24 protein-coding genes are annotated in these 21,803 nt (G+C 72.1%); 12 read left to right on the top strand and 12 right to left on the bottom strand.

From position 1 onward, the window contains the following. Positions 1–2: 2 nt before the first annotated feature. Positions 3–2,585 (bottom strand): rifamycin-inactivating phosphotransferase, encoded by a 2,583-nt coding sequence (gene rph, locus IT780_RS36995; protein ID WP_199516526.1) that lies wholly within the window; start codon positions 2,583–2,585, stop codon positions 3–5. A 141-nt stretch (positions 2,586–2,726) separates the two neighbouring features. Here rph and IT780_RS36990 point away from each other — a divergent pair, with 141 nt between their 5' ends. Both IT780_RS36990 and IT780_RS36985 read left to right on the top strand, forming a co-directional pair. Next, positions 2,727–3,128: a YkvA family protein gene (locus tag IT780_RS36990; protein WP_199516525.1), complete on the top strand. Its 402-nt coding sequence runs from the start codon at positions 2,727–2,729 to the stop codon at positions 3,126–3,128. Positions 3,129–3,133: 5 nt separating this feature from the next. Then, positions 3,134–3,871, top strand: coding sequence for a class I SAM-dependent DNA methyltransferase (locus tag IT780_RS36985; protein ID WP_199516524.1), 738 nt, complete (start codon positions 3,134–3,136; stop codon positions 3,869–3,871). Between the two features lie 24 nt (positions 3,872–3,895). Here the strand turns inward: IT780_RS36985 and IT780_RS36980 are convergent, their stop codons facing one another. Genes IT780_RS36980 through IT780_RS36965 form a run of 4 tightly spaced genes read right to left on the bottom strand, consistent with a single transcriptional unit; the run spans position 3,896 to position 7,302 of the window. After that, positions 3,896–5,080, bottom strand: a complete 1,185-nt coding sequence (locus tag IT780_RS36980) for an ABC transporter permease (RefSeq protein ID WP_199516523.1) — start codon at positions 5,078–5,080, stop codon at positions 3,896–3,898. Position 5,081: 1 nt separating this feature from the next. Beyond that, complete coding sequence (locus IT780_RS36975) at positions 5,082–5,741, bottom strand: ABC transporter ATP-binding protein (RefSeq protein WP_199516522.1); 660 nt, start codon at positions 5,739–5,741, stop codon at positions 5,082–5,084. Continuing rightward, positions 5,738–6,775 (bottom strand): efflux RND transporter periplasmic adaptor subunit, encoded by a 1,038-nt coding sequence (locus IT780_RS36970; protein WP_199516521.1) that lies wholly within the window; start codon positions 6,773–6,775, stop codon positions 5,738–5,740. Before IT780_RS36970 ends, IT780_RS36975 begins: the two co-directional genes overlap by 4 nt. Continuing rightward, entirely contained in the window at positions 6,772–7,302 is a 531-nt protein-coding gene (locus IT780_RS36965; RefSeq protein WP_199516520.1) for a hypothetical protein, read from the bottom strand. Before IT780_RS36965 ends, IT780_RS36970 begins: the two co-directional genes overlap by 4 nt. A gap of 125 nt (positions 7,303–7,427) precedes the next feature. Here IT780_RS36965 and IT780_RS36960 point away from each other — a divergent pair, with 125 nt between their 5' ends. Both IT780_RS36960 and IT780_RS36955 read left to right on the top strand, forming a co-directional pair. After that, a complete protein-coding gene (locus IT780_RS36960; protein WP_199516519.1) occupies positions 7,428–8,084 on the top strand; it encodes a response regulator transcription factor in 657 nt (218 codons plus the stop codon). After that, on the top strand, positions 8,081–9,217 hold the full coding sequence (locus tag IT780_RS36955) for a sensor histidine kinase (protein WP_199516518.1): 1,137 nt from the start codon (positions 8,081–8,083) through the stop codon (positions 9,215–9,217). Before IT780_RS36960 ends, IT780_RS36955 begins: the two co-directional genes overlap by 4 nt. A gap of 41 nt (positions 9,218–9,258) precedes the next feature. Here the strand turns inward: IT780_RS36955 and IT780_RS36950 are convergent, their stop codons facing one another. The 3 genes from IT780_RS36950 to IT780_RS36940 are packed head-to-tail and all read right to left on the bottom strand — an operon-like array spanning position 9,259 to position 11,314. Further along, positions 9,259–9,492, bottom strand: a complete 234-nt coding sequence (locus IT780_RS36950) for a hypothetical protein (protein WP_199516517.1) — start codon at positions 9,490–9,492, stop codon at positions 9,259–9,261. Beyond that, on the bottom strand, positions 9,489–10,346 hold the full coding sequence (locus IT780_RS36945) for an ABC transporter permease (RefSeq protein WP_199516516.1): 858 nt from the start codon (positions 10,344–10,346) through the stop codon (positions 9,489–9,491). Before IT780_RS36945 ends, IT780_RS36950 begins: the two co-directional genes overlap by 4 nt. Next, complete coding sequence (locus IT780_RS36940; protein WP_199516515.1) at positions 10,343–11,314, bottom strand: ATP-binding cassette domain-containing protein; 972 nt, start codon at positions 11,312–11,314, stop codon at positions 10,343–10,345. Before IT780_RS36940 ends, IT780_RS36945 begins: the two co-directional genes overlap by 4 nt. Positions 11,315–11,463: 149 nt before the next feature. Between IT780_RS36940 and IT780_RS36935 the strand changes: the two genes are divergently transcribed. Together IT780_RS36935 and serA are read left to right on the top strand one after the other, a co-directional pair. Continuing rightward, positions 11,464–12,426 (top strand): phosphotransferase family protein, encoded by a 963-nt coding sequence (locus IT780_RS36935; RefSeq protein WP_199516514.1) that lies wholly within the window; start codon positions 11,464–11,466, stop codon positions 12,424–12,426. Positions 12,427–12,497: 71 nt separating this feature from the next. Continuing rightward, on the top strand, positions 12,498–13,712 hold the full coding sequence (serA, locus tag IT780_RS36930) for a phosphoglycerate dehydrogenase (protein WP_199516513.1): 1,215 nt from the start codon (positions 12,498–12,500) through the stop codon (positions 13,710–13,712). Between the two features lie 64 nt (positions 13,713–13,776). On the opposite strand, the gene IT780_RS36925 is transcribed toward serA, so the two are convergent. Together IT780_RS36925 and IT780_RS36920 are read right to left on the bottom strand one after the other, a co-directional pair. Continuing rightward, complete coding sequence (locus IT780_RS36925; RefSeq protein ID WP_199516512.1) at positions 13,777–14,757, bottom strand: hypothetical protein; 981 nt, start codon at positions 14,755–14,757, stop codon at positions 13,777–13,779. Between the two features lie 732 nt (positions 14,758–15,489). Further along, on the bottom strand, positions 15,490–16,152 hold the full coding sequence (locus tag IT780_RS36920; RefSeq protein ID WP_199516511.1) for a response regulator: 663 nt from the start codon (positions 16,150–16,152) through the stop codon (positions 15,490–15,492). A gap of 241 nt (positions 16,153–16,393) precedes the next feature. On the opposite strand from IT780_RS36920, the gene IT780_RS36915 reads away from it, so the two are divergent. From IT780_RS36915 to IT780_RS36900, 4 genes are all read left to right on the top strand, one after another. Next, positions 16,394–16,963: an AfsR/SARP family transcriptional regulator gene (locus IT780_RS36915; RefSeq protein WP_199516510.1), complete on the top strand. Its 570-nt coding sequence runs from the start codon at positions 16,394–16,396 to the stop codon at positions 16,961–16,963. 60 nt (positions 16,964–17,023) lie between these two features. Beyond that, a complete protein-coding gene (locus tag IT780_RS36910) occupies positions 17,024–17,650 on the top strand; it encodes a class I SAM-dependent methyltransferase (protein ID WP_199516509.1) in 627 nt (208 codons plus the stop codon). Positions 17,651–17,714: 64 nt separating this feature from the next. Next, positions 17,715–18,188 (top strand): MarR family winged helix-turn-helix transcriptional regulator, encoded by a 474-nt coding sequence (locus IT780_RS36905; protein WP_307831579.1) that lies wholly within the window; start codon positions 17,715–17,717, stop codon positions 18,186–18,188. Then, a complete protein-coding gene (locus tag IT780_RS36900) occupies positions 18,185–19,873 on the top strand; it encodes an MDR family MFS transporter (RefSeq protein WP_199516508.1) in 1,689 nt (562 codons plus the stop codon). The genes IT780_RS36905 and IT780_RS36900 overlap by 4 nt, the downstream gene beginning before the upstream one ends. 56 nt (positions 19,874–19,929) lie before the next feature. Here the strand turns inward: IT780_RS36900 and IT780_RS36895 are convergent, their stop codons facing one another. Both IT780_RS36895 and IT780_RS36890 read right to left on the bottom strand, forming a co-directional pair. Beyond that, positions 19,930–20,583, bottom strand: a complete 654-nt coding sequence (locus IT780_RS36895) for an ANTAR domain-containing protein (protein ID WP_307831578.1) — start codon at positions 20,581–20,583, stop codon at positions 19,930–19,932. Positions 20,584–20,891: 308 nt separating this feature from the next. Next, entirely contained in the window at positions 20,892–21,095 is a 204-nt protein-coding gene (locus tag IT780_RS36890) for a hypothetical protein (protein WP_199516506.1), read from the bottom strand. A 278-nt stretch (positions 21,096–21,373) separates the two neighbouring features. Here IT780_RS36890 and IT780_RS36885 point away from each other — a divergent pair, with 278 nt between their 5' ends. Further along, positions 21,374–21,571, top strand: coding sequence for a hypothetical protein (locus IT780_RS36885; RefSeq protein ID WP_199516505.1), 198 nt, complete (start codon positions 21,374–21,376; stop codon positions 21,569–21,571). A gap of 18 nt (positions 21,572–21,589) precedes the next feature. Further along, positions 21,590–21,775, top strand: a complete 186-nt coding sequence (locus tag IT780_RS36880; RefSeq protein WP_199516504.1) for a hypothetical protein — start codon at positions 21,590–21,592, stop codon at positions 21,773–21,775. The last annotated feature ends 28 nt before the right edge of the window (positions 21,776–21,803 follow it).

Raw genomic sequence — 21,803 nt, 5'->3', positions numbered from 1 at the left:
GGTCACTGCAGGAGCTCCACGTACCCGTCCGTTCCGTGCACGCGGATCCGCTGCCCGTCCCTGATCAGCCGGGTCGCGTCGGCCACGCCCACCACGGCCGGCAGCCCGTACTCCCGGGCGATCACCGCCCCATGGGTCATCAGCCCGCCGACCTCCGTCACCAGGCCGGCGACCGCCACGAACAGCGGTGACCAGCTCGGGTCCGTGTACGCCGTGACCAGGATGTCCCCCGCCTCGAGGTCGGCCTGCGTCAGGTCGAGGATGACCCGGGCCCGTCCCTCGACCGTCCCGCCGGACACGGCGATGCCGATCAGGGCACCCGCCGGCGCATCGTCGCGCCGGTACGACCCCGACAGGGCCTCGCCGTCGGAGGTGAGCACCCGGGGCGGCGTGAGCTCCTGGGAAGCGCGGAACTCGTCCTTGCGCCGGCGGATGAGGTGGTTGTCGGCCCGCCCGGTGGACACGGCGTCCCGCAGCTCCTGGAACGTCAGGTAGAAGGCGTCTTCCGCCGTGCCGAGCCCGCGGGCGCGTACCAGCCGCTCCGCCTCCGCCATCAGGGCCCGCTTGTAGATGAACAGGCGGCTGATGATCCCGTACTTGGGGTATTCGCGGTAGCCGATGAAGGTGCGGACCCGGTCGATCATCCGCTCGGTCTCGCCGGCTCTGCGCTCCCCGTCCGGCAGCGCCCGCAGGCGTTCCAGCACCTCCTGCCGCTTCTTCTCCGCCGCCTGCTGTCCCTGCTCGAACCGCCGTACGGCCGCGCCGGGCTCGAACAGCTTGATGTTGTCGAGGATCAGCGGTACGAGCGTGGCCGGTCGTTCGCTCCAGCGCGGCCTCGTGATGTCGATCTCCCCGACGCAGCGCATGCCGTACCGGTCCAGATAGGTCTCGATGGCGTCGCGCGCCTCGAGCCCGCCGGGGATCGTCGGCAGTTCCTCCAGGAAACCGTCGTCCTCAACGTGCTGCAGGAATGCCGTCACCTCGGGATGCGGCCGGATCGCGTCCGCGACGTCGAGCAGCGCCAGCCCCATCTCCGACGTGATGTTGCCCGGGGCGGACAGGGTGAGCGTGTCGGCCGCGTTCTTCTCGCCCAGCCATTCCCGCAGCCGGTCGTTGAGCCACCAGGTGGCCCCCATCCCGGCCATGATCGCCTGCATGCTCAGCGGATCGCTCAGGACCCGCTTGTGCTCCGGGAACGCCTCGTCCATGAGGTAGTCGAAGAGCGCCGGTCCCGTCTTCGTGCGGATGTCGTGCCCCAGCGCGGCGATCGACTTCTCGCTGCGTTCGATCAGCTCGGCGACGATGGCGGGATCATTCTCGATCGGCGCGGACGACCCACCGGTCGGCGGCGGGGCCGTGGCCGGGTCCGGGACGGCCGGGAGGAAGTCGTCGTTTTCCAGGAGCGTCTCCAGCGCGTCCCGCATCAGCGGGTCGGACCGCCCGGCCAGGTCGAGGAAGGCGGCCCGGCCCGCGGGCGTGGCCAGGCGGCCGGTGGCGTCGACGAACAGCCGGCCGCCGGCCTCGAGCATCGGCGCCATGGCGATCAGCTGCCACATGGCGATGCCCAAGGGCTTCATCGCATCGGTCATCATCTGCTGATGGCCGACGGAGAGAAAGACGTGGTTCTTCCCGTCGGCGGACGCCGGTACGGGGAACAGCGTGGTGATCGGCCGGCTCTGCACGATGTGGAAGTCGCCGTCGGCAAGGCACCACTCGATGTCCTGGGGGCGGCCGAACCGCTCCTCGATCCGCCGCCCCAGACGCACGAGCCGCAGAATCTGCTCGTCGGTCAGCGCCGGCTGCTCCTGCCGCTCCGGATCGACCGGCACCACCCGCGTTCCGCCCTCGGGCAGGGCCAGGACCAGGCGCTGTTTGGCGGCGACCGTCCTGGCGACGATGCCGCCGTCGCGTACCCGGTAGACGTCCGGGTTCACCAGGCCGGAGACCAGGGCCTCGCCGAGCCCGAAGCCGGCGTCCACGGCAGCGACCTTCCGGTTGCCGGTGACCGGGTCCGCCGTGAAGAGAATGCCGGCCGCCTCGGCGGACACCATCCGCTGCACCACGACCGCCATCCGGACCTTGCGGTGGTCGAAGCCGTTCCGCAGCCGGTACGTGACGGCCCGCTCGGTGAACAGCGAGGCCCAGCACCGTACGACGTGCTCGAGCACCGCGGCCGGGCCGATGACGTTGAGGTAGGTGTCCTGCTGGCCCGCGAAGGAGGCCGTCGGCAGGTCCTCGGCCGTGGCGCTGGACCGCACGGCATACGCGTACCGCTCGCCCAGCCCTGCGACGGCGGCGACAACCGATCTCGCCAGGTCGTCCGGGACGTCGACCGTTTCCAGGGTCCGGCGAAGGTCCGCGCTGACCGTTCGAATCGCGTCGCGGTCGTGGATCGTCAGGTGGGACAGCCGATCGAGAAGATCCTCGATCGCGGGCGTCGACGCGAGAATCCGCCGGTACGCATTCGTCGTGACGCAGAAACCGGCCGGCACCCGGATACCGTCGATCCGTGACAGCTCCCCCAGCTGAGCGCCTTTTCCGCCGACGAGCGCGACCTGGGTCCCGCCGACGTCGTTCACATGCATCACGTCCTGCACGTAGTGCCCCCGTAGTCGCAGATTGTGCCCTCAGCCGACGATTCTGCGCGACGACCGGGGCCTTGCCGCAAGCCCACCGGTCCGATATACGTTGAAGTGGGAGCGAGCCACCCGTGGTGGAATATCCGGGTGCGAAATTGGATCGCCGGGATCGGCATCGCCATCCTGTGCCTGCTGGCCAGCTGGGCGCTGCTCATCCTGCTGGCCCGGCGCCTGCCGCCCGGCCTGCTCCGGGACCTCGCCGCGTTCATCCCCGACTGCGTGACCACCGTCCGGCGCCTGCGCAAGGATCCGCGCGTGCCACGCCGGGCGAAGATCGCCATCGTCCTGGCCGGCGTGTGGGTGGCCAGTCCGATCGACCTGATCCCGGAGTTCATCCCGGTCATCGGTCCGCTCGACGACATCGTCGTGGTCGCGCTGGCACTACGGTACGCGGGACGTCAGGTGCCGCGGGAGGTGCTGATGGCGGCGTGGCCGGGCGAGCCCCGCCTCATCGAGCGCCTCCTCGGGCCGCGCGAGCCGGAACGGTAGAGGAAATGGCCGAGACGCATTTCGACGAATGGATCGCCGCCCACTACGAAACGCTGTGGCCGGAGCTGTTCGACCCCGCCGTCATCGGCCCCGCCGTCGATTTCCTGGCCGCCCTCGAACTCTCCACGGCTCTCGAGATGGGCATCGGAACGGGCCGGATCGCCCTTCCGCTGAGCCGGCGCGGCGTCACGGTGCACGGCATCGAACTGTCGCCGGCGATGGCGGCCGAGGCGCGTTCCCGGCCGGGCGGCCACGACATAGCGATTCACGTCGGCGATTTCGCCACCGCGATCGTCCCGCACGTGTTCGACCTCGTCTATCTCGTGCGGAACACGATCACGAATTTGACCACCCAGGACGAACAGGTGCGGGCCTTCCGCAACGCGGCGGCCCATCTGCGGGCGGGGGGCTGCTTCGTCGTCGAGAACTACATTCCCGAGCTCCGCCGCCTGCCGCCGGGCGTGACGACGCACGTCTTCGCGGACACCCCGGACCATTTCGCGTATGAGCGCTACGACGTCGCCAACCAGATCGCGGTGTCCCATCACCGCTGGACGATCGACGGCGACGTACGCACCTTTGCCTCGCCGCACCGCTACGTGTGGCCGTCCGAGCTCGACCTCATGGCGCGGCTGGCCGGGATGCGGCTCCGGGAACGCTGGGCCGGCTGGGACCGTACGCCGTTCACCGCCGACAGCCGCAGCCACGTCTCCGTGTGGGAGCGCAGCCCCGGCGCCGAGTAGCCGTCGACGCCGGGGCTCAGCCCGTCAGGCCGCGGCCAGCGCCTCCGTCGGGGGGAGGCGGGCCGCCCGTACGGCCGGGTACCAGCCCGCCACCGCGCCGATCAGCACGGTCGCTCCCACTCCCCCGGCGAGCGCCCACGCCGGCACGACACCCGGCCAGCTCTGCGCCGCGGCGTACGCGAAGGTCACGGCCGTCCCGATGAGCACGCCGCCCGCGCCGCCGAGCAGGGACAGCAGCAGCGATTCGGCGATGAACTGGGCGCGTACCTGGCCGCGGGTCGCGCCCAGCGACCGGCGCAGGCCGATCTCCGCCCGGCGTTCCAGCACCGAGATCACCATGGTGTTGGCCACGCCGATCCCGCCGACCAGCAGCGCCACCGCGCCCAGGCCGAGCAGGAGCTGGGTGAAGGTGTTGTCCGTGGCCTGCTGCGCCTTGAGCGCGTCGGAGGGCCGGGACACCTTCACCTCGTCGGGGTTCTCCGGGTTGGCCGTGGCGGCGAGCACCGACTGCACGGCGCTCACCTGCGACTCCTTCGATCTGGTGTAGACGGTGGTGGCGTGCCCGTCGAAGCCGGCGTACGTGCGGGCCGCGTCCCAGCCGATGAGCGCGGCCGAGTCGAGCTCCGGGGCCAGCGGCACCGGTTGCAGCACGCCGACGACGGTGTACCGGCGGCCGCCGATGAGGACCGCCGGCACCGAGCCCAGCCGGCGGGCCGTGGTGGCGCCGAGGACCACCGCCGGGTAGCGGCCGGTCGCGGCGTTCAGCCAGGTGCCGGAGGCCATCGCGGCACCGACCGTGGCGGGCAGGTCGAGCTGGGCCGCCAGCACGGAGATGCCGCCGGTCTGCGCCTTCGGGATCCGGTCCGTGCGGTAGACGGACGTGTCCTCCACCGTGCCGGTCGCCGAGGCGGCGGTGACCGGGCCGATCCGTTTGATCATCGGCACGGCGTCGTCCGGCAGCGTCGCGTCCTCGCCGAACATCGTGGAGCCCGGGCCGGCGGTCAGCAGGTTCGTGCCGAGCGCCGCGAGCTGCCGATCGAGGTCGGCGCGGCTGGACGAGGAGATGCCGACCACCGCGGTCATGGCGGCGATGCCGATGGCGATCCCCAGGGCCGACAGCACCGCGCGCAGCGGGCGGGCACGGATGCCGGAGCCGCCGACGCGCATCAGGTCGCCCGGGCGCAGCCGGGCCGGGCTGAGCTCGGTCATCTCACATCACCCGGCCGTCACGCATGCGGATCTGCCGCGGCAGGCTGCCCGCCAGGTCGCGGTCGTGCGTGATCACCACGACCGTGGTGCCGCCGGCGTTGAGCTCGGTCAGGATCTCGACGACCTCCGCGCCGGACGCCGAATCCAGGTTGCCGGTCGGCTCGTCGGCCAGCAGCAGCGCCGGGTCGCCCGCCACCGCGCGGGCCACCGCGACGCGTTGCCGTTCGCCGCCGGAGAGCTCGTGCGGGCGGTGCCCCAGGCGGGCGCCGAGGCCCACCCGGTTCAGCGCGGCGATCGCGCGCCGCTCCCGCTCCCTCCGGGGTACGCCCGCATACAGCAGCCCGTCCGCGACGTTGGCGACCGCGGTACGGCCGGGAGCCAGGTGGAACTGCTGGAACACGAAGCCGATCCGCCGCGCGCGCAGGGCGGACAGTTGCCGGTCCGACAGCTCGGCGACGTCGTGCCCGTCGATGCGCACGGTTCCCGCGGACGGGCGGTCGAGCGTACCGATCAGGTGCAGCATCGTGGACTTCCCGGAGCCCGAGGGGCCGACCACCGCGGTCATCTCGCCGTACCCGATGGAGATGGTGACCGAGTCGAGCGCGGTGACCCCGCCGGGGTAGGTCTTCGTCGCGCCGCCGAGCTGGACCACCGCGCTCATGCCGGCGTTCCCACGGTCGTGCCGTCGGTGATGCCGGCGCCGGAGACCTCGACGCGCCCGTCGGCGAACATCCCGGTGCGCACGGCGACGATCCGACTGGTGTCCCCCTCCACGACCTCCAGCCCGTAGCCGCCCTCGGCGAGCGCGAGCAGCGCGGCCACCGGCACGGTCAGGACGTTGTCACGCTTCGTCGCGGTGAAGTCGACCGTGACGGCCGCGTGGTCGAGGGCGCCCGAGCTGAAACCGCCGACCGTGACGTCGAACGTGGTCGTGTCCTCCTGCTGCCCCTCGCCGGGCGTCACGGTCGTCTCGACGTCGACGATCTTTCCCTTGGCCTGCTTGCCGTCCGGCAGCGTGACGGTGACCGCGGCGCCCTTACGGGCCAGCCGCGCGTCGGAGGCCTCGAGGGAGACGGTGGCCACGCGGCCCGTGCCGGTGGTGCTGAGCAGCGCGGCGCCGGGCTGCACCACGTCGCCGGGGGCGGCCTGCCGGGAATCGACGCGGACCTTGCCGGCCGCGTAGACGATCCGGGCCGGGTCGACCCTGCCGGTCTCCGGCACCCCGAGGTCGTCCTGCCAGTCGCGGACCGCATCCGCGGTGGCAGACGTGTACGACTTGTCGACGGTGAACCCCCGATATCCGAGCGCCCAGAGGTTGGCCTCGAACTGCTTCACGTCTCTTCCGTCGTCGCCCGGGGACAGCGTGCGGTACGCGGGCAGCGTCCCGTACAGCAACACGACCGGGTCGTTGTCGATGCGGTACAGCGCCCGTCCCCGGCTGACCGTCGAACCGGAGGCCGCCAGGGCGGTGACCGTGCCGGACAGGCGCGCCTTCTGCTTCGTGGCGTCGCCGTACCCGAGCTCGCCGTCCACCGACTGGGTGTCGACAAGCGTCTGCTTCGTCACGCGCGCGGTGCCCGGCGGCACGGATGTCGCCTGGGCGGCGTCGTCACCGCCCGACGGAAGCCCGGCCGCCACGAGGGCCGCGGCACCGACGGCGGCCACCGCGCCGGCGATGAGGTAGCGGCCCCTCATGAGCCCGCCCTGCCCGCGATACCCGGCCCGTACTTGTCGCACGCCTCCATGGCCTTGTCGAACGTCGGGTCGCCGGGCCCCTTGTCCCCCAGCATCCGGATGTTGCCGTCGGGGTTGGGGTCGGGGAAGTCCTTGACGCCGTGGTCCCGCATGCACTGGGCCATCTGCCGCGCCTTCTCCAGCTCCTCCGGGTTCAGCTTGCGGGGTTCGCCGCCGTTCGGGGCGTACTTCTTGCAGGCCTCCATGGCCTTCTGAAGCTTCGCCTGGTCCGTGCCCTTGGGGATCGACAGGCGCATCCCGTGCCCGACCGGCTCCGGATCGGGGAACCATGTCAGCCCCTGCTCACGCATGCACTTCGAGAACTTGAGCGCGGCGTCGGCCTCCTTGTCGGCCGCCGCGGCGCTGCTGGAGGGCGTCGCCGTACCGCCGGCCGAGGCGACCCCGCCACCGTCGTCCTTCGCCTTGCCGCACCCGCCCACCGCCAGTGTGAGCAGCAGGCCGAGCGCGAGGACCGTTCTGGTCCGCATCGTTGGTCTCCGTCCCGGCGGCCGGGCGGCCGCCTCGGCGCCGAGTGAAGACCCCCGGGCGTTTCCCCGCCGTCAGCGAAAACGGTGACGCCCACGTGACGCGATCACCGGTCACCATGGGAGGCATGCGGATCCTGGTGGTCGAGGACGAGCGCCTGCTCGCCGACACGGTCGCGGACGGCCTGCGCCACGACGCCCACGCGGTCGACGTGGTGTACGACGGCGCCGCCGCGCTGGAACGGGCCGCGGTCAACGACTACGACGTGCTGGTCTTGGACCGGGACCTGCCGCTCGTGCACGGCGACGACGTGTGCCGCGAGCTGGCGCAACAAGACGGCAGCCTGCGGATCCTCATGCTGACCGCCGCGTCCGACGTGGACGATCGCGTCGACGGGCTGGCCCTCGGCGCGGACGACTACCTCGTCAAGCCGTTCGCCTTCCGCGAGCTGGCGGCCCGGGTCGCCGCGCTGGGCCGGCGCTCCCGGCCGGCCACCCCGCCGGTGCTGCGACGGGCGGGGATCAGCCTGGACCCGCACCGGCGCGAGGTCTACCGGGACGGCCGCTATGTCCCGTTGTCCCGCAAGGAGTTCGCGGTGCTCGCCGAGCTGCTGCGGGCCGACGGCACCGCGGTCTCCGCCGAGCAGCTGCTGGAGAAGGCGTGGGACGAGAACGCCGACCCGTTCACCCACGCGGTCCGCATGACGATCCTGAAGCTGCGCCGGAAGCTGGGCGATCCGCCGGTGCTGCTCACCGAGCCGGGAGTGGGGTATCGCATCGGATGAGGCTCAAGCTCACCATTCGGGGCCGGCTGACCCTCGTGTACGGCGGCCTGTTCCTGCTCGCCGGGCTCGTGATGCTGGGCGTGACGTACGTTCTCGTGTCCCGGCAGCTCCCGACCGGGGTCGCCGGGCTGGCGACGTCGGTCGACGTGCAGCGCACCCGGTTGCTCGACGGGTCGGAGCCGGACGTGGTGTTCCGGAGGGCCGTCGAGATCACGCGGGACGACGCGCTGTCCGCGTTGCTGACCCAGGGCGGCATCGCGCTGCTCGTGGTCGGCGCGGCCGCGGTGGCCCTGGGCTGGCTGGTGGCCGGGCGGATGCTGCAGCCGCTGCACCAGATCACCGACACGGCCCGGCGCATCGCCGAGGCGCCGGCCGCCGACCGCGGCCTGCACGAGCGGATCGCGCTGAAGGGTCCGGACGACGAGATGAAGCGGCTGGCGGACACGTTCGACGTGATGCTGGCGCGCCTCGACCGGTCGTTCGACGGGCAGCGTCGGTTCATCGCGAACGCCTCGCACGAGCTGCGTACGCCGCTGACGCTGAACCGGACCCTGCTCGAGGTGGCGCTGGAGAAGGACGCCTCGCCGGAGGTGACCCAGCTCGGTACGACGCTGCTCGCCATCAACCAGCGGCACGGGCGGCTGATCGACGGCCTGCTGCTGCTCGCCCGGTCGGAACGGGAGCTGACCGAGCGCTCGTACGTCGACCTGGCCGACATCGTCGAGCACGCGGCCGCCGACGACGTGAAGACGGACCTGGCCGAGGCCGCCACGCTGGGCGACCCGGTGCTGCTGGAACGCCTCGTGCAGAACCTGCTGGACAACGCGGCCCGGCACAACCTCAGCTCCGGCGGCTGGGTCCGCGTCAGCACCGCCACCCACAACGGCTGGGCCACGCTGCAGGTCGCCAACAGCGGCCCGGTCGTGCCCCGCTACGAGGTGGCGTCGCTCCTCGAACCATTCCGCCGGCTCACCGGCACCGACCGGCTCGCCGGCTCCGGCGGCGCGGGCCTCGGCCTGTCGATCGTGCGCGCGGTGGCCCGCGCCCACGGCGGTGACGTGCACCTCGAGCCGCGCGACGAGGGCGGCCTCGTCGTGACCGTCGCCCTCCCGGCCGCCCAGGCCTGGTCATAGCCCTCACGGGCGGCCCGGCTCAGCTTCAGCCCGGCTCAGCTTCAGCCCGGCCGCTTCAGCGCCGCCGCGCCGGCCGGGTCGGGCGGGTTCGGCGGCGCCGGCCCATCGGGGGCGGCGCTGCGGCGGTGGGCGAGCCGCGCGGCGTGGCGATCGACCATGCCGTGCAGACGCCGCCGCCGCCGATCGCGCCGGTCGGCGGCAGTCAGGGCCTGTGCCCGGCGCAGCTGCTCGGAGCGGGCCGCGAGCTGCTCGCGCCACGCGTCCACGTCGGTCACCGCGCACCCTTGCGGTTGTAGAGGCGCATCGTCAGCGGCCCGAAGACGAGCAGCAGGACCGCGCTCGCCGCCAGCACCCACATCGTCTCGCCCGTGTCCCAGTCGCCGGCCATGAGCGCGCGAACCGCCGCCACCACATGGGTGATCGGGTTGACCTCGACGAAGCCCTGCAGCCAGCCCGGCATCGTGCCCGGGTCGACGAAGACGTTGCTGAGGAAGGTGAGCGGGAACAGCACCAGCATGCTGACGCCCATCACCGACTTCTCCGAGCGCAGGAACAGCCCGAACATCGTCCAGATCCAGGAGAAGGCGAAGGAGAACACGACCAGCAGGCCGATGCCGGCGAGGACACCGATCACGCCGCCGCCGGGGCGGAAGCCGAGCACGAGGCCGACCACCATGATGGTCGTGGCCGCGAGGACGTAGCGCAGGACATCGCCGAAGATCATTCCGACCAGCGCGGCGGGACGCCAGACCGGCAGGGTCCGGAAGCGGTCGAAGACGCCCTTCTCGATGTCGGTGTTGAGGCCGACGCCCGTGTACATCGTGATCATCACGACGCTGGTGACCATGATCCCGGGAAGCAGGAACTGCAGGTACTCCCGCGTCGAGCCGGCCAGCGCACCGCCGAAGAGGTACGTGAACATCAGCGTCATGATGATCGGGAAGGCCGTCACGTCGAAGAGCTGCTCCGGGACGTGCTTGATCTTCAGGATCGCGCGCCAGCCGAAGGTCAGCGAGGCCGACCAGGCCCCGGCGCGTGGCGGACGCGCCTCGCGGGCCAGCACCGCGCCCAGGGCATCGGCCGACGGCGTGTAGACGGTGGCCGGTTCGTTCGTCGTGGTCGTGCTCATGCCACCGCCTCCGGCTTCCGGTCCGTCAGCGCCAGGAACACCTCGTCGAGGCTCGGCTGGCCCAGCGAGAAGTCGTCCACCAGGATCCCGGCGTCGGCCAGCGCCGCCAGCGCGCGCGATGCGTGCTCGGCAGCACCACGCTCGGAATCGGCACTGCCGGCGCGGGCCGTCAGCGCCACCGGGTCGGTCCCCGCCTGGACGCTCGTGCCGAGGACGGTGGTGAGCAGGCGTTCCGCCTCCGGTCTCTGCGCCGCGTCGCGGAGGCGTACGTGGACGGTGCCGGAGCCGATGGACGCCTTCAGCGAGCCCGGGGTGCCCTCGGCGATCACCTTGCCGTGGTCGATGACGGCGATCCGGCCGGCGAGCCGATCGGCCTCGTCGAGATACTGCGTCGTGAGCAGCACGGTGGTGCCGTGGGCGACGACCACCCGGATGATGTCCCACACCTGGTTGCGGCTGCGCGGGTCGAGGCCGGTCGTCGGCTCGTCGAGGAACAGCAGGTCGGGTGTGTTGAGGATGCTCGCGGCGATGTCGATGCGCCGGCGCATGCCGCCCGAATACTTCTTCACCTGACGGCCGGCGGCGTCGGTGAGCCCGAACGCCTCGAGCAGCTGCGCGGCCCGGTCGCGGGCGGCGCGCTTGCCGTGCCCGAGCAGGCGGGCGAGCAGGACGAGATTCTCCGTGCCGGTGAGGTCCTCGTCGACGGAGGCGTACTGCCCGGTGAGGCTGACGCGGCTGCGGACGGCGTCCGCCTCGCGCACCACGTCGCGGCCGAAGACCCGGGCCTGGCCGCCGTCGGGTCTCAGCAGGGTCGCGAGGACGCGGACCAGCGTCGTCTTGCCCGCGCCGTTGGGCCCGAGCAGCCCGTAGACGGTCCCGTGCGGGACGGTCAGGTCGACGCCGTCGACCGCGCGGTTGTCGCCGAACGTCTTGACCAGACCGGATGTCTCGATGGCCGGTGCGCTCATCTCATGTCCCTCCGTTGGGCATGGCGGCATCGTCCCGCGCCGGTACGACATTTTCGCCGTTCGGGCCGGCCACCCGGGAAGTCCGTTTCCGAACCGCGACGCGCCTGCCAGGATCCTCCCAGGTGATCTCGCGTGACGGGGGCGATGCGATGACGACCATCCGGGCGGCCGGCGTCCGTATCGGCTGGCACGACCTGCCCGTCGCCGTCCACGGGCGGGTCGAGGACGTGCTCGGCGACCGGGTCGTGGCGGCCGAGTCGCAGCGGGGCGGCTTCTCCCCCGGCACCGCCGACCGGGTCCGGACCGCGACGGGCGGCCGGGCCTTCGTCAAGGCGGTCAGCACCGCGCTCAACGTGACCTCCGCCGAGATGGCCCGCCGCGAGGCCCACGTCACGCGGCAGATGCCCGGGGACGCGCCGGTGCCGCGGCTGCTCGGCTACTTCGACGACGGCGAGTGGGTGGTGCTGGTCCTGGAGGACATCGCCGGCCGTCATCCCCGTACCCCCTGGGTGGAGGACGAGACGGACGCGGCCGCGACCGCCCTGCGCGACCTCGCCGGAACGCTCACGCCGTCGCGCATCTCCGGCGTGCCGCAGGCTGCCGACGTGCTCGCGGACCACTTCGCCGGCTGGGCCGCCCTCGCGGACGACCCGATGGAAGACCTCGATCCCTGGGCCGCGGTCCGTCTGGGTGAGCTGCACGCGGCCGCGATGCGCGGCCTGACGGTCCTGCGGACCGGCGAGACGGTCGCGCACGGTGACATCCGGGCCGACAATCTTCTGGTACGCCCGGACGGCGCGATCACGGTCGTCGACTGGCCGTGGGCCTGCCTGGCACCGGAGTGGCTGGACACCCTGCTGCTCGCCATGAACATCACCGTGTACGGCGGCCCCGGCGACCTCCTCCTCACCGGCGTGGACCACGCGCAGGCCACCGACGTGCTGGCGGGCTTCACCGGTTACTTCATGCACCGCTCCCGGCTGCCCTCGCCCGGCATCCCGCACGTGCGCGAGTTCCAGCGCGCCCAGGCCGACGCGCTGCTCCCGTGGCTCGCGGCCCGGCAGGTGGGACCTCCGGCACACCCGGGAGGTCCGGGCAATCCGGGGCATTAGGCTGGGACGCTGTGAGCTGGGCTTCGGCGTGGCGGCCCGGACGATCGACTCCCCATGAGAAACGGAAAGTGATGATCGACCAAGCCAAGGTACGAGTTCTGCTGCTCGAGAGCATCCACCCCGACGCGGTGTCCCGGCTCGAGGCAGAGGGTTACCAGGTCGAGTCCGTCCGCAACGCCCTCGACGAGGTCGAGCTCATCGAGCGCATCCCGGGCGTCCACCTGCTCGGCATCCGCTCCAAGACCAAGGTGACCGCCAAGGCGCTGGAGGCCGCGGACAGCCTCGTCGCCATCGGTGCGTTCTGCATCGGCACCGACCAGATCGACCTGGCGCACGCGTCCCAGGCCGGCATCGCCGTCTTCAACGCGCCGTTCTCCAACACCCGCTCGGTCGTCGAGCTGGCCCTCGCCGAGATCATCGCGATGACCCGCCGGCTCACCGAGAAGAACGACCTGATGCACAAGGGCGTCTGGGACAAGGCCGCCAACGGCAGCCACGAGGTCCGCGGCCGCCGGCTCGGCATCGTCGGGTACGGCAACATCGGCACCCAGCTGTCGGTGCTCGCGGAGAACCTCGGCATGCACGTGTCCTTCTACGACACCGCCGACAAGCTGGCGCTCGGCAACGCCCAGCGGTGCAGCACCCTGGAGGAGCTGCTGGAGTCGGTGGACGTGGTCACGCTGCACGTCGACGGCCGCCCGGGCAACGCCGGCTTCTTCGGCGCGGAGCAGTTCGCGAAGATGCGCGAGGGCTCGCTGTTCCTCAACCTGTCCCGTGGCATCGTGGTCGACCACGTCGCGCTGCGCGAGGCGCTGACCAGCGGTCACCTCGCCGGCGCCGCCGTGGACGTGTTCCCCAAGGAGCCGAAGGGCCGCGGCGACGAGTTCGTCTCCGAGCTGCGCGGGCTGCCGAACGTCATCCTCACCCCGCACATCGGCGGATCCACCGAGGAGGCGCAGGCGGACATCGGCGACTTCGTGGCGAACAAGCTCGTCCACTTCGTGGAGGAGGGCAACACCACGCTGAGCGTCAACCTGCCCAGCATCGCCCTGCCCGCCCAGGGTGGAACGAGCCGCATCGTGCACGTGCACCTCAACACGCCCGGCGTCCTGGCGCAGGTCAACAGCATCCTCGCCGAGCACCAGGTGAACGTCGAGGGCCAGCTGCTGAGCACGAAGGGCGACTACGGCTACCTGATCACCGACATCAGCGGCCACTACAGCGCCGACGTGCTCGACCAGCTCCGTGCCATGAGCCAGACCGTACGGCTGCGGGTGCTCTCCTGATCGGCGGCCGCCGGCCGGCCTGACCGGCCGGCGGACTCCGGCCCGGCCCCGGAGCCCGGGTGCCCTACTTGACGGTTTCGACCGACAGCAGGGTCACCCGGGCTTCGGCGTTCACGTCGTACCGGTCGTTGGTCGCCCAGTTCTTCGGGGTCAGCGTCGAGCCGGGTGCCACGTCCCGCAGGGTGCGCGCACCGGCTGCGACGGTCTTGGCCCCGCCTTTCACCTGCACGCGTACGGGGTTGCCGGCCGGCGACGTCATCGCGAGTTCATCGACGGCTCCCGTGACCGTCAGCGGCACGGTTCCGGCGGCCGCGGGCAGCTGGATCGCCGTACGCCGGGCCCCGCCCAGCATGTCGATCCCCGCCACCCGGCCACCCTGCAGGTTGAGGATCTGCTCGTCGGCGGCGCCGGAGAAGCGCAGCGTCCAGGTGACCCGCGTCGTCAGCACGACGTCCACCGCCCCGGTCGCGTTGCCGTCGCCGTCGGGCGTGAGGTAGAGCTGCACCTTGTCCTGCGCGAGCACCGGCTTCGGCAGCACGCCGGAGTCGTCCGCGGTGGTGACGCTGAACAGCCGGTCGCCGAGGTCCTCGCTGCGTACGGTCACCCGCGTCACCGCGCTCACCAGGTCGAAGCCGGCCGCGGTACGCCCCTCCACGGCGGCGCTGGCCGTACGCTGCTCCGCCTTGTCGCCCGCGCCCAGCTCCAGCACGGACGTCAGGTCCTTGTCCGGCCCGGAGAAGTACGCCACCCCGGCGACGGTCGCGCCGAGCAGCACGGCGGTGGTCAGCGCGAGCCCGGCGAGCAGGACGCCACGGCTGCGCCGGGGTGCCTCGGGCAGCCCGGCGGAGGCAGCCGGCGCGGTGGGATGGGCGGGGTGCCGGGCGGCCCGGTGCGGCCGGATCTCCCGTCCCGGCCCGCCGATGAAATCACCGACACCCTCGTCGTGCTCGACCGGCGGCGCCGGCCGGAAGCGATCGGTAGCGGGTGCAGGCCGGAAGCGGTCGGTGGCTGGCGCAGGCCGGGAGTGCCGGGCCGGCTCGGGCACGGCCCCAGCCGCGGACCAGACCCCAGCCCCGGACCCGGCCCCGGCCCCGGCCCCGGCCCCGTAAGGCTGACCGGAGGTCGGCCGCCCCGCACCGGCAGCGTGCCCGAAGGCAGGCTGCCCCGCACCGGCTGCGTGCCCGGAGGCCGGCTGCCCCGCACCGGCGTCGCGGCCGGCGGTGGTCCACCCGGCATAGCCGGTATCCGCGTCGGGGGCCGTCCGGATGGGCAGAGCCCCCGGACCGCCGCCGGCCGGGGAGGTCGGAGCGTCGGTGCGCCAGTTGCCGCTGATGGGTCCGGCCGTGACGCCGAACGCCGTCCGCCCGCCGGTGGCCGGCGGCGCGGGTCCGAACTCCGGCTCCGGGGAATGCTGCGTGCGATCCGCCGGCGCGCGATCCGCCTTCGGCTCCTGTCTCCCTTTGGACGGCGCGGCGAAGGCGTTCCAGCTTCCGGTGTCGGACATGTCTTCCTTTTCGTCACGCAAGGGGGTCGCCGCGGGCGGCCGCCGGTACGGGGCCGCGGGCGTCCCCGGCCGACGGTAGAGCGATTCCCGGTCCCGATTCGCCCAGTCGGTGCCGGAGTTCGACGGGCCGACCAGCGCGAGGGACACATCGGACGAATCAGCGAATGGCGGTTGCACGCGAAGCCCTCCAACTCGCGCCGGCGCCGGCATTTCCTCCGGCGCTCCAGCGAGTGGTACGGATCCCGCGGCGTAGCGGATGAGTGCAGACGCGAATTACTCTGCGTTATGACCGTCGGGGCGCAGCAGGCCCCGCCGGGTGGCCACCGCGACGGCCTCCAGCTGGCTGTGCGCGCCGAGTTTGCCCAGCACAGCCTTCACGTACCCGCGGCAGGTGTGCACGCTGATGCCGAGCCGGCGGGCGATGGCGCGCGGGTCGAGCCCGGACCCCATGAGGACGAGCACCTCGTGCTCGCGGGCGGTGAGCCCGCCGGCGCGCGGGCCGACCACCGGGGCGGTGCTGCGCAGCAGCCGGGCGAGGATGTCGGTGGAGACGGTCATGCCGCCGCCGTGGGCCGTGCGGATCGCGTTCATCACGTCGCCGAGCGGGCCGTTCTTCGACAGGAAGCCGGAGGCGCCCGCCGCCGTGGCCCGGCCGACCAGCGCGGACTCGTTGTTCGCCGTGAGGATCACGAACCGGGTGTCGGGCAGGCGGTGCCGCAGCAGCTCCGCGATCGCGATGCCGTCCGCGTCCGGCAGGTCCGGGTCGAGCAGCACGACGTTCGGGCGCAGCTCCTGCACCATCCGGATGGCCTGCTCACCCGTGCGTGCCTGTCCTACGTAACGCAGCTCCGGTTGCCCGGTCAGCGCCACACCGAGCAACTCGGCGAACGTCTGATGCCCGTCCACCACGAGCACCGTGATCGCCTCGCCCACCATTCACGCCTCCTGATCCGCCAGCGCTGGAAGTCTATGTGTCCCTCGAGCGAAGCCAAGGCGTACCAACAGTCTGACAGCGCATCCAAGCCAAACCGATCGCGGTGGCCACCCGCCGGGCGGATGAGGCCGAGCGGCTCGGCGTGACTCGTATCTTCGGCCGGTCCGCCCCCTCGCTTTCGGGGTGCCGACCGTCGCGCCGGAGGCTTGTCGCGCGACCGTCCCGCATCCAGGGTCTAACCCCATGTACGAGATCCAGCTCTTCGGCCCGCTCGAGGTCCGCACGCGCGGAGTACGCCTCTCCGGCGGCGACCTCGGTGACGACCTGCCCCGGCACATCCTGGCACTGCTGGCGCTGCGCGGGAAGGTCCGGAAGGCCGAGCTGGCCGAGCTGTTGTGGCCGGAATGCCCGCCGGCCGGCCATCTGACCATGATGGAGGGTCAACTGTCCCTTTTGTGCCGTCGGCTCGATCCGGCCGCCGAAGCCGGTGACTCTTTCGTCACCATCAGCGACGACGAGTTCGCCCTCGCGCCCGACCGGGTCCGCGTCGACGTGGCCCGGTTCGACGAGCTGGTGGCCGCGGCGGCCGGCCGGTCCGGCCGCAGCGCATTGCGCCCCCTCGTCGCGGCTGCACACCTGGCCGGGCGTCCCCTGCTGGAGGACCTGACCGGCCCCGAATGGGTGACCCGGGCCCGGGAGCTCTACCGCGACCGGGCCGCAGCGGCAGCGGTGAGAGCGGCCGCATTGACCCAGGCCCGGCGCGGTGAGGCTCGTCACGCATTGTTCACACGAGCACCAGAATTCGCCGCATAAGCGACGTCGGACGCGGTAAATAGGGCGCAGGGCGGATCCGCGCGACGAAGAATCGGGGTCGTGCAAACCGCTCTGCTGCCCGTACCCCTCGCTCCCGAGATCTCGCTGCACCTGGCCGGCGATCGCGTCGGGTTGTTCGACTCGGCGGACGGGCAGTTCCGCAGCGACGTCCCGCCGCCGTTCTGGGCCTTCGTCTGGGCCGGGGGCCAGGCGCTCGCGCGCTACGTCCTCGACCATCCCGAGCTGGTCCGGGGGCGGCACGTCCTCGACGTCGCGTCCGGGTCGGGGGTGGCGGCCATCGCGGCGGCCCGGGCCGGCGCCGCCCGGGTCGAGGCCCTCGACCTGGACCCCGCCGCGGCGGCCGCGACGACCCGCAACGCCGAGGCCAACGGGGTGACCGTGCACGCCCGGGCGGCCGACATCGGCGACGCCGGGCCGGCGGAGGTGATCCTGGCCGGGGACGTGTTCTACACCCGCAGCGTGGCCGACCGGATGACCGCGGCCCTGCGCCGGGCGGCCGCCGCCGGCGCGGTGATCCTGGTTGGCGACCCCGGGCGTGGGTATTTCCCGGAGCGACTCTTCGTCCGGCGGGCCGAGTACACCGTGCCGGTGCCCGCCTCCCTCGAGGAGACCGAGGCGCTGGCGACCGGCGTGTGGGAGATGCGCACCACAATCACGCTGCGTTGATCGAGTGGAAATGCTTTCACCAACCAACCAGTTGTACGCTGCATACATCTGAGGGGGGTGCAGCGTGGCAGCGGACGACACCGGCCGGTTGGCCGACGAACTCATGCGGTTCTTCCGCGTGGGAGCTCGCATGAAGGGCATGCTCAATGCCGGGGATCTCGGAGCCGAGACCTCCGCGCTGATGCTGCTGTTCCCGCTGCGTCACCTCGGCCCGTTGCGGGTCACCGATCTGGCCGAGGTCAAGCACGCGGACCCCTCCACGATCAGCCGCCAGGCGGCCCAGCTCGTCAAGGCCGGACTCGCCCGCCGGGAGGCCGATCCGGCCGACGGCCGGGCCTCCCGCCTGGCCATCACGGAGCCGGGCCACGCGGCCTGTGCCCGCCTGGACGAGGCGCGGCACGCACTGCTCAGCGAGGCGCTGAGCGACTGGCCGGCCGAGCGCGTCGCCGCGTTCGCCGGCCTCTTCGAACAATTCAACAGCTCCGTCGAGGCGCTCCTGCGCAGCGACCCAGCCGTACCAGCACGGGAGAACGCGTGAGTAACTCGAGCACCACAGCACCGGCGGAGGCCGGTCCAGGGGGCGGCGCCCGAGGCCCCCAGGCCTCCGCGGACTTCACCCACCGGCAGATCCTCACGGTTCTGATCGGCCTGATGATGGGCATGTTCCTGGCCGCCCTGGACCAGACGATCATGGCAACGGCGACCCGGACGATCGCCGACGACCTCAACGGCTTCAACCTGCAGGCCTGGGCGACGACGGCGTTCCTCATCACGTCGACGATCTCCACGCCGCTGTACGGCAAGCTGTCCGACATCTACGGCCGGCGGCCGTTCTTCCTGTTCGCGATCGGCGTGTTCATCGTCGGCTCGATGCTCTGCGGCCTGTCCCAGAACATGTACGAGCTGGCCGCGTTCCGGGCCATCCAGGGCATCGGCGCCGGCGGCCTGATGTCGCTGGCGCTCGCGATCATCGGTGACATCGTCCCGCCCCGCGAGCGCGCCAAGTACCAGGGCTTCTTCCTGGCGGTGTTCGGCACTGCCAGCGTCATCGGCCCGATCCTCGGCGGGTTCTTCGCCGGCGCGGACACCATCCTGTGGGTCGACGGCTGGCGCTGGGTGTTCTACCTCAACGTGCCGATCGGCATCGTGGCGATGATCGTGGTGGCGCGGGTCCTGCACCTGCCGCACCAGCGCACCGACCACCGCATCGACTGGCCCGGCGCGGTCGCGCTGATCGTCGGCCTCGTGCCGCTGCTGACCGTGGCCGAGCAGGGCCGCGACTGGGGCTGGGGCTCCGGACGGGCGCTGGCCTGCTACGTGATCGGCGCCGTCGGCCTGGTCGCGTTCGTGCTGGCGGAGCGGGCGTACAAGGACGAGGCGCTGCTGCCGCTGCGGCTGTTCCGCAACCGTACGGTCGCCGTCGGCGCGACCTCGAGCACGATCCTGGGCATGGCGATGTTCGGCGGCCTGATGACCGTCCCGCTGTACCTGCAGATCGTCAAGGGCAGCTCCCCCACGGTCGCCGGCCTGCAGATGATCCCGTTCGTGGTGGGCATCATGGGCGGCTCGATCGCGGCCGGCCAGCTCATCGCCAAGACCGGCCGCTACCGGATCTTCCCGATCGTCGGCAGCATCCTGATGGCCGCCTCACTGGCCCTGTTCTCCCTGGTCGGCGCCGACACCCCGCTGTGGCGGACGATGCTGATCATGGTGCTGATGGGCCTCGGCCTGGGCGGCAACATGCAGCCGATGATCACGGCGGTGCAGAACGCGGTGTCGCCGCGGGAGATCGGCGTGGCCACCAGCTCGGTGACGTTCTTCCGGTCCATGGGCGGCACGCTGGGCACCGCGATCTTCCTGTCGGTGCTGTTCAACGTGCTGCCGGGCAGGATCTCGGGGGCGTACACCGACGCCGGGGTCCAGCTCCCGCCCGGCCAGTCCGGCGGCGGCGACCTGAGCGACACGTCGTTCATCAACAAGCTGCCGGACGCGCTCGCCCACCCGTTCAAGGTCGGCTTCGCCGACGGCATCCACGTGGTCTACCTGCTGGCGCTCGCCGTCATGCTGGTCGGCCTGGTCGTGGTGTTCTTCCTGCCGGAGATCCCGCTCGCCCAGCGCTCGGCGCAGGCACAGCGCGCCGAGGACGCCGCGGCCGCGGCCGCCCCCGCCGGGGAGCCGGTGGCCGGGACCGAGCAGGCGCCGGCGGCTCCGGGCCGTTCATAACCCTTCGAAACCGCACAGGGTACGAGCGCAGCACGCGCTCGTACCCTGTCGCTGTTTCAGGCGTTGCGGGCGGCTGCCGCGATGAGCCGCTCGGCGACGTCCTCCCAGGGCATGCCGAGCCGCTGCGCGGTGTCCCGCAGCACGTCGTAGGCCTCCCGTACGCCGCAGCCGCGCTGCGCGATGATGACGCCGGCGGCCCGGTCCACGATCGCGCCCTGGCTCAGCCCCTCGCGGCGGCACATCTCGCCGAGCAGGATCTCGGCCTGGTTGACCAGGGCCATGGCGGTGAGCAGCCGTTCCGAGCCGACGCCGCCGGGCGGGCCGACGAAGAAGCTGACCGAGCCGACCGCGGAGCGCTGGACGTCCACCGGGATCGACACGACCCCGTGCACGCCCTCCTCGCGGGCGCACTCGGCGAGCTCGGGCCAGCGGGGGTCGCCGGGCAGGTCGTCCACGCTGACCACGGCCCGCGTACGGGCGGCCTCCAGCCCGGGACCGTCGCCCGACGCGTACTGGACGTCGTCGAGAGCCTGCGCCTGCGGCCCGGAGACGGCCAGGGTCAGCGGACCGCCCTCGCCGATGAGGGCAACCGAGCAGCGCAAGGTGCCGGGTACGGCGCCCGCGGCGAAGACGGCGAGGCGGTCCAGGGCCTGCCGGAGGTCGTCGGCGCTGAGCAGCCGCGCCGACAGCTCGTGCAGCAGCCCAGCCACCTCGACCGGATGCGGCCCGTCCGGCTCATTCCGGCCGGACGCGGGTCTGCCGGCGCCCTTGGCCCTGACCGGCCGGCGGTTCTTCCGTCCGCGGCGACCACGGCGGCGGCGTCCCTCCCCCACCGGCGAATCGGCGGAGGCGACGTCACCGGCTGAGGCGGTACGCGGGGAGCCACTGGGGTCGGACGGCGACGCGACGGAGATCGTGATCTCCGACGTGTTCACCACCCGCCGCCCGGTGCTCCGTTGCGGGGCAGACATTTGCCCGATATTGCCATGCGGATCCGGGAACACGAAAGTGGTGTCCTCTATCGGGTACCGTCCGCGGGCGTAACCGTGCGGTCCGAGGAACGATGTTCCACGAAGGTGCTCGGCGCGCCCTCGGGCACGTGCTCCCGCTCGTCCGACTCGGCGAGGATGGCTTCCGCCTGCAGTTCCGGGTCGGCACTCCCGGCGGCGCGTTCCTCCGGCAGCAGGTCGGCAGCGCGCCGCTCGACGCGATCATCACTCATGATCGAGGGGTACCCCCGAGGAGCGGGGTCGAAAACAAACGCCGCCCCCGGCGAGGCCGGGGGCGGCGGATGTAGGTGCCGGTGTGCAGGTCGCCTCGCGGCGAAAGGCTCAACGCGGCTCCAGCCGAACGGTATTCCGCGAAGGCAAAGGGTGAGGCCCGGGGACACTGGTCACACCGACATCTGTTCTCAACCGTCGGCCACCCGACCCCATTCCGGCAGCATATGTGACCTGGACCACACCGTTTGCCGGGCCGCCGGCCGGGTAGTCGACTGCCGTGAGCGACGACTTCCGCGTGCTGGACGAGTACCTCGACGACGCCTACGCCGCGCAGGAGAGGCTCAGCAGCGCCGACCTGCAGCGTGGCGCCGTGGCAGCCGGCCTGCCGGCCTCCGCGCTGACCCGGATCGACGCCCTGCCCGAGGGCGAGTACGCCCAGGACGAGGCCGCCGAGGCCCTCCGCACTCTCGACTGAGCCCAGAGGAGCAGTGACATGACGCAGCAGAACGAGCGCCTTCCGGCCTTCGGCAACTCGGAGCTGGACCCGCAGGACCAGCCCGACTTCGCGAACGAGCACGGCGACACCGCGGTCTCGCCCGACGTGATCGACAACGACGACAGCGGCGAGCCGGAGAGCCCGCGCGGCTGGTCGGGCATGGAGAAGGACGGCCCGGTGTAATCCGCGAAGCAGACGGCGGCGGGCCCCG

It is taken from the genome of Nucisporomicrobium flavum (assembly GCF_016464385.1).
GTDB classification, from domain to species: Bacteria; Actinomycetota; Actinomycetes; order Mycobacteriales; family Micromonosporaceae; genus Actinoplanes; species Actinoplanes flavus_A.
The sequence above is the reverse complement of the archived record's forward strand: the minus strand, read 5'-3'. Positions and strand labels throughout refer to the sequence as shown.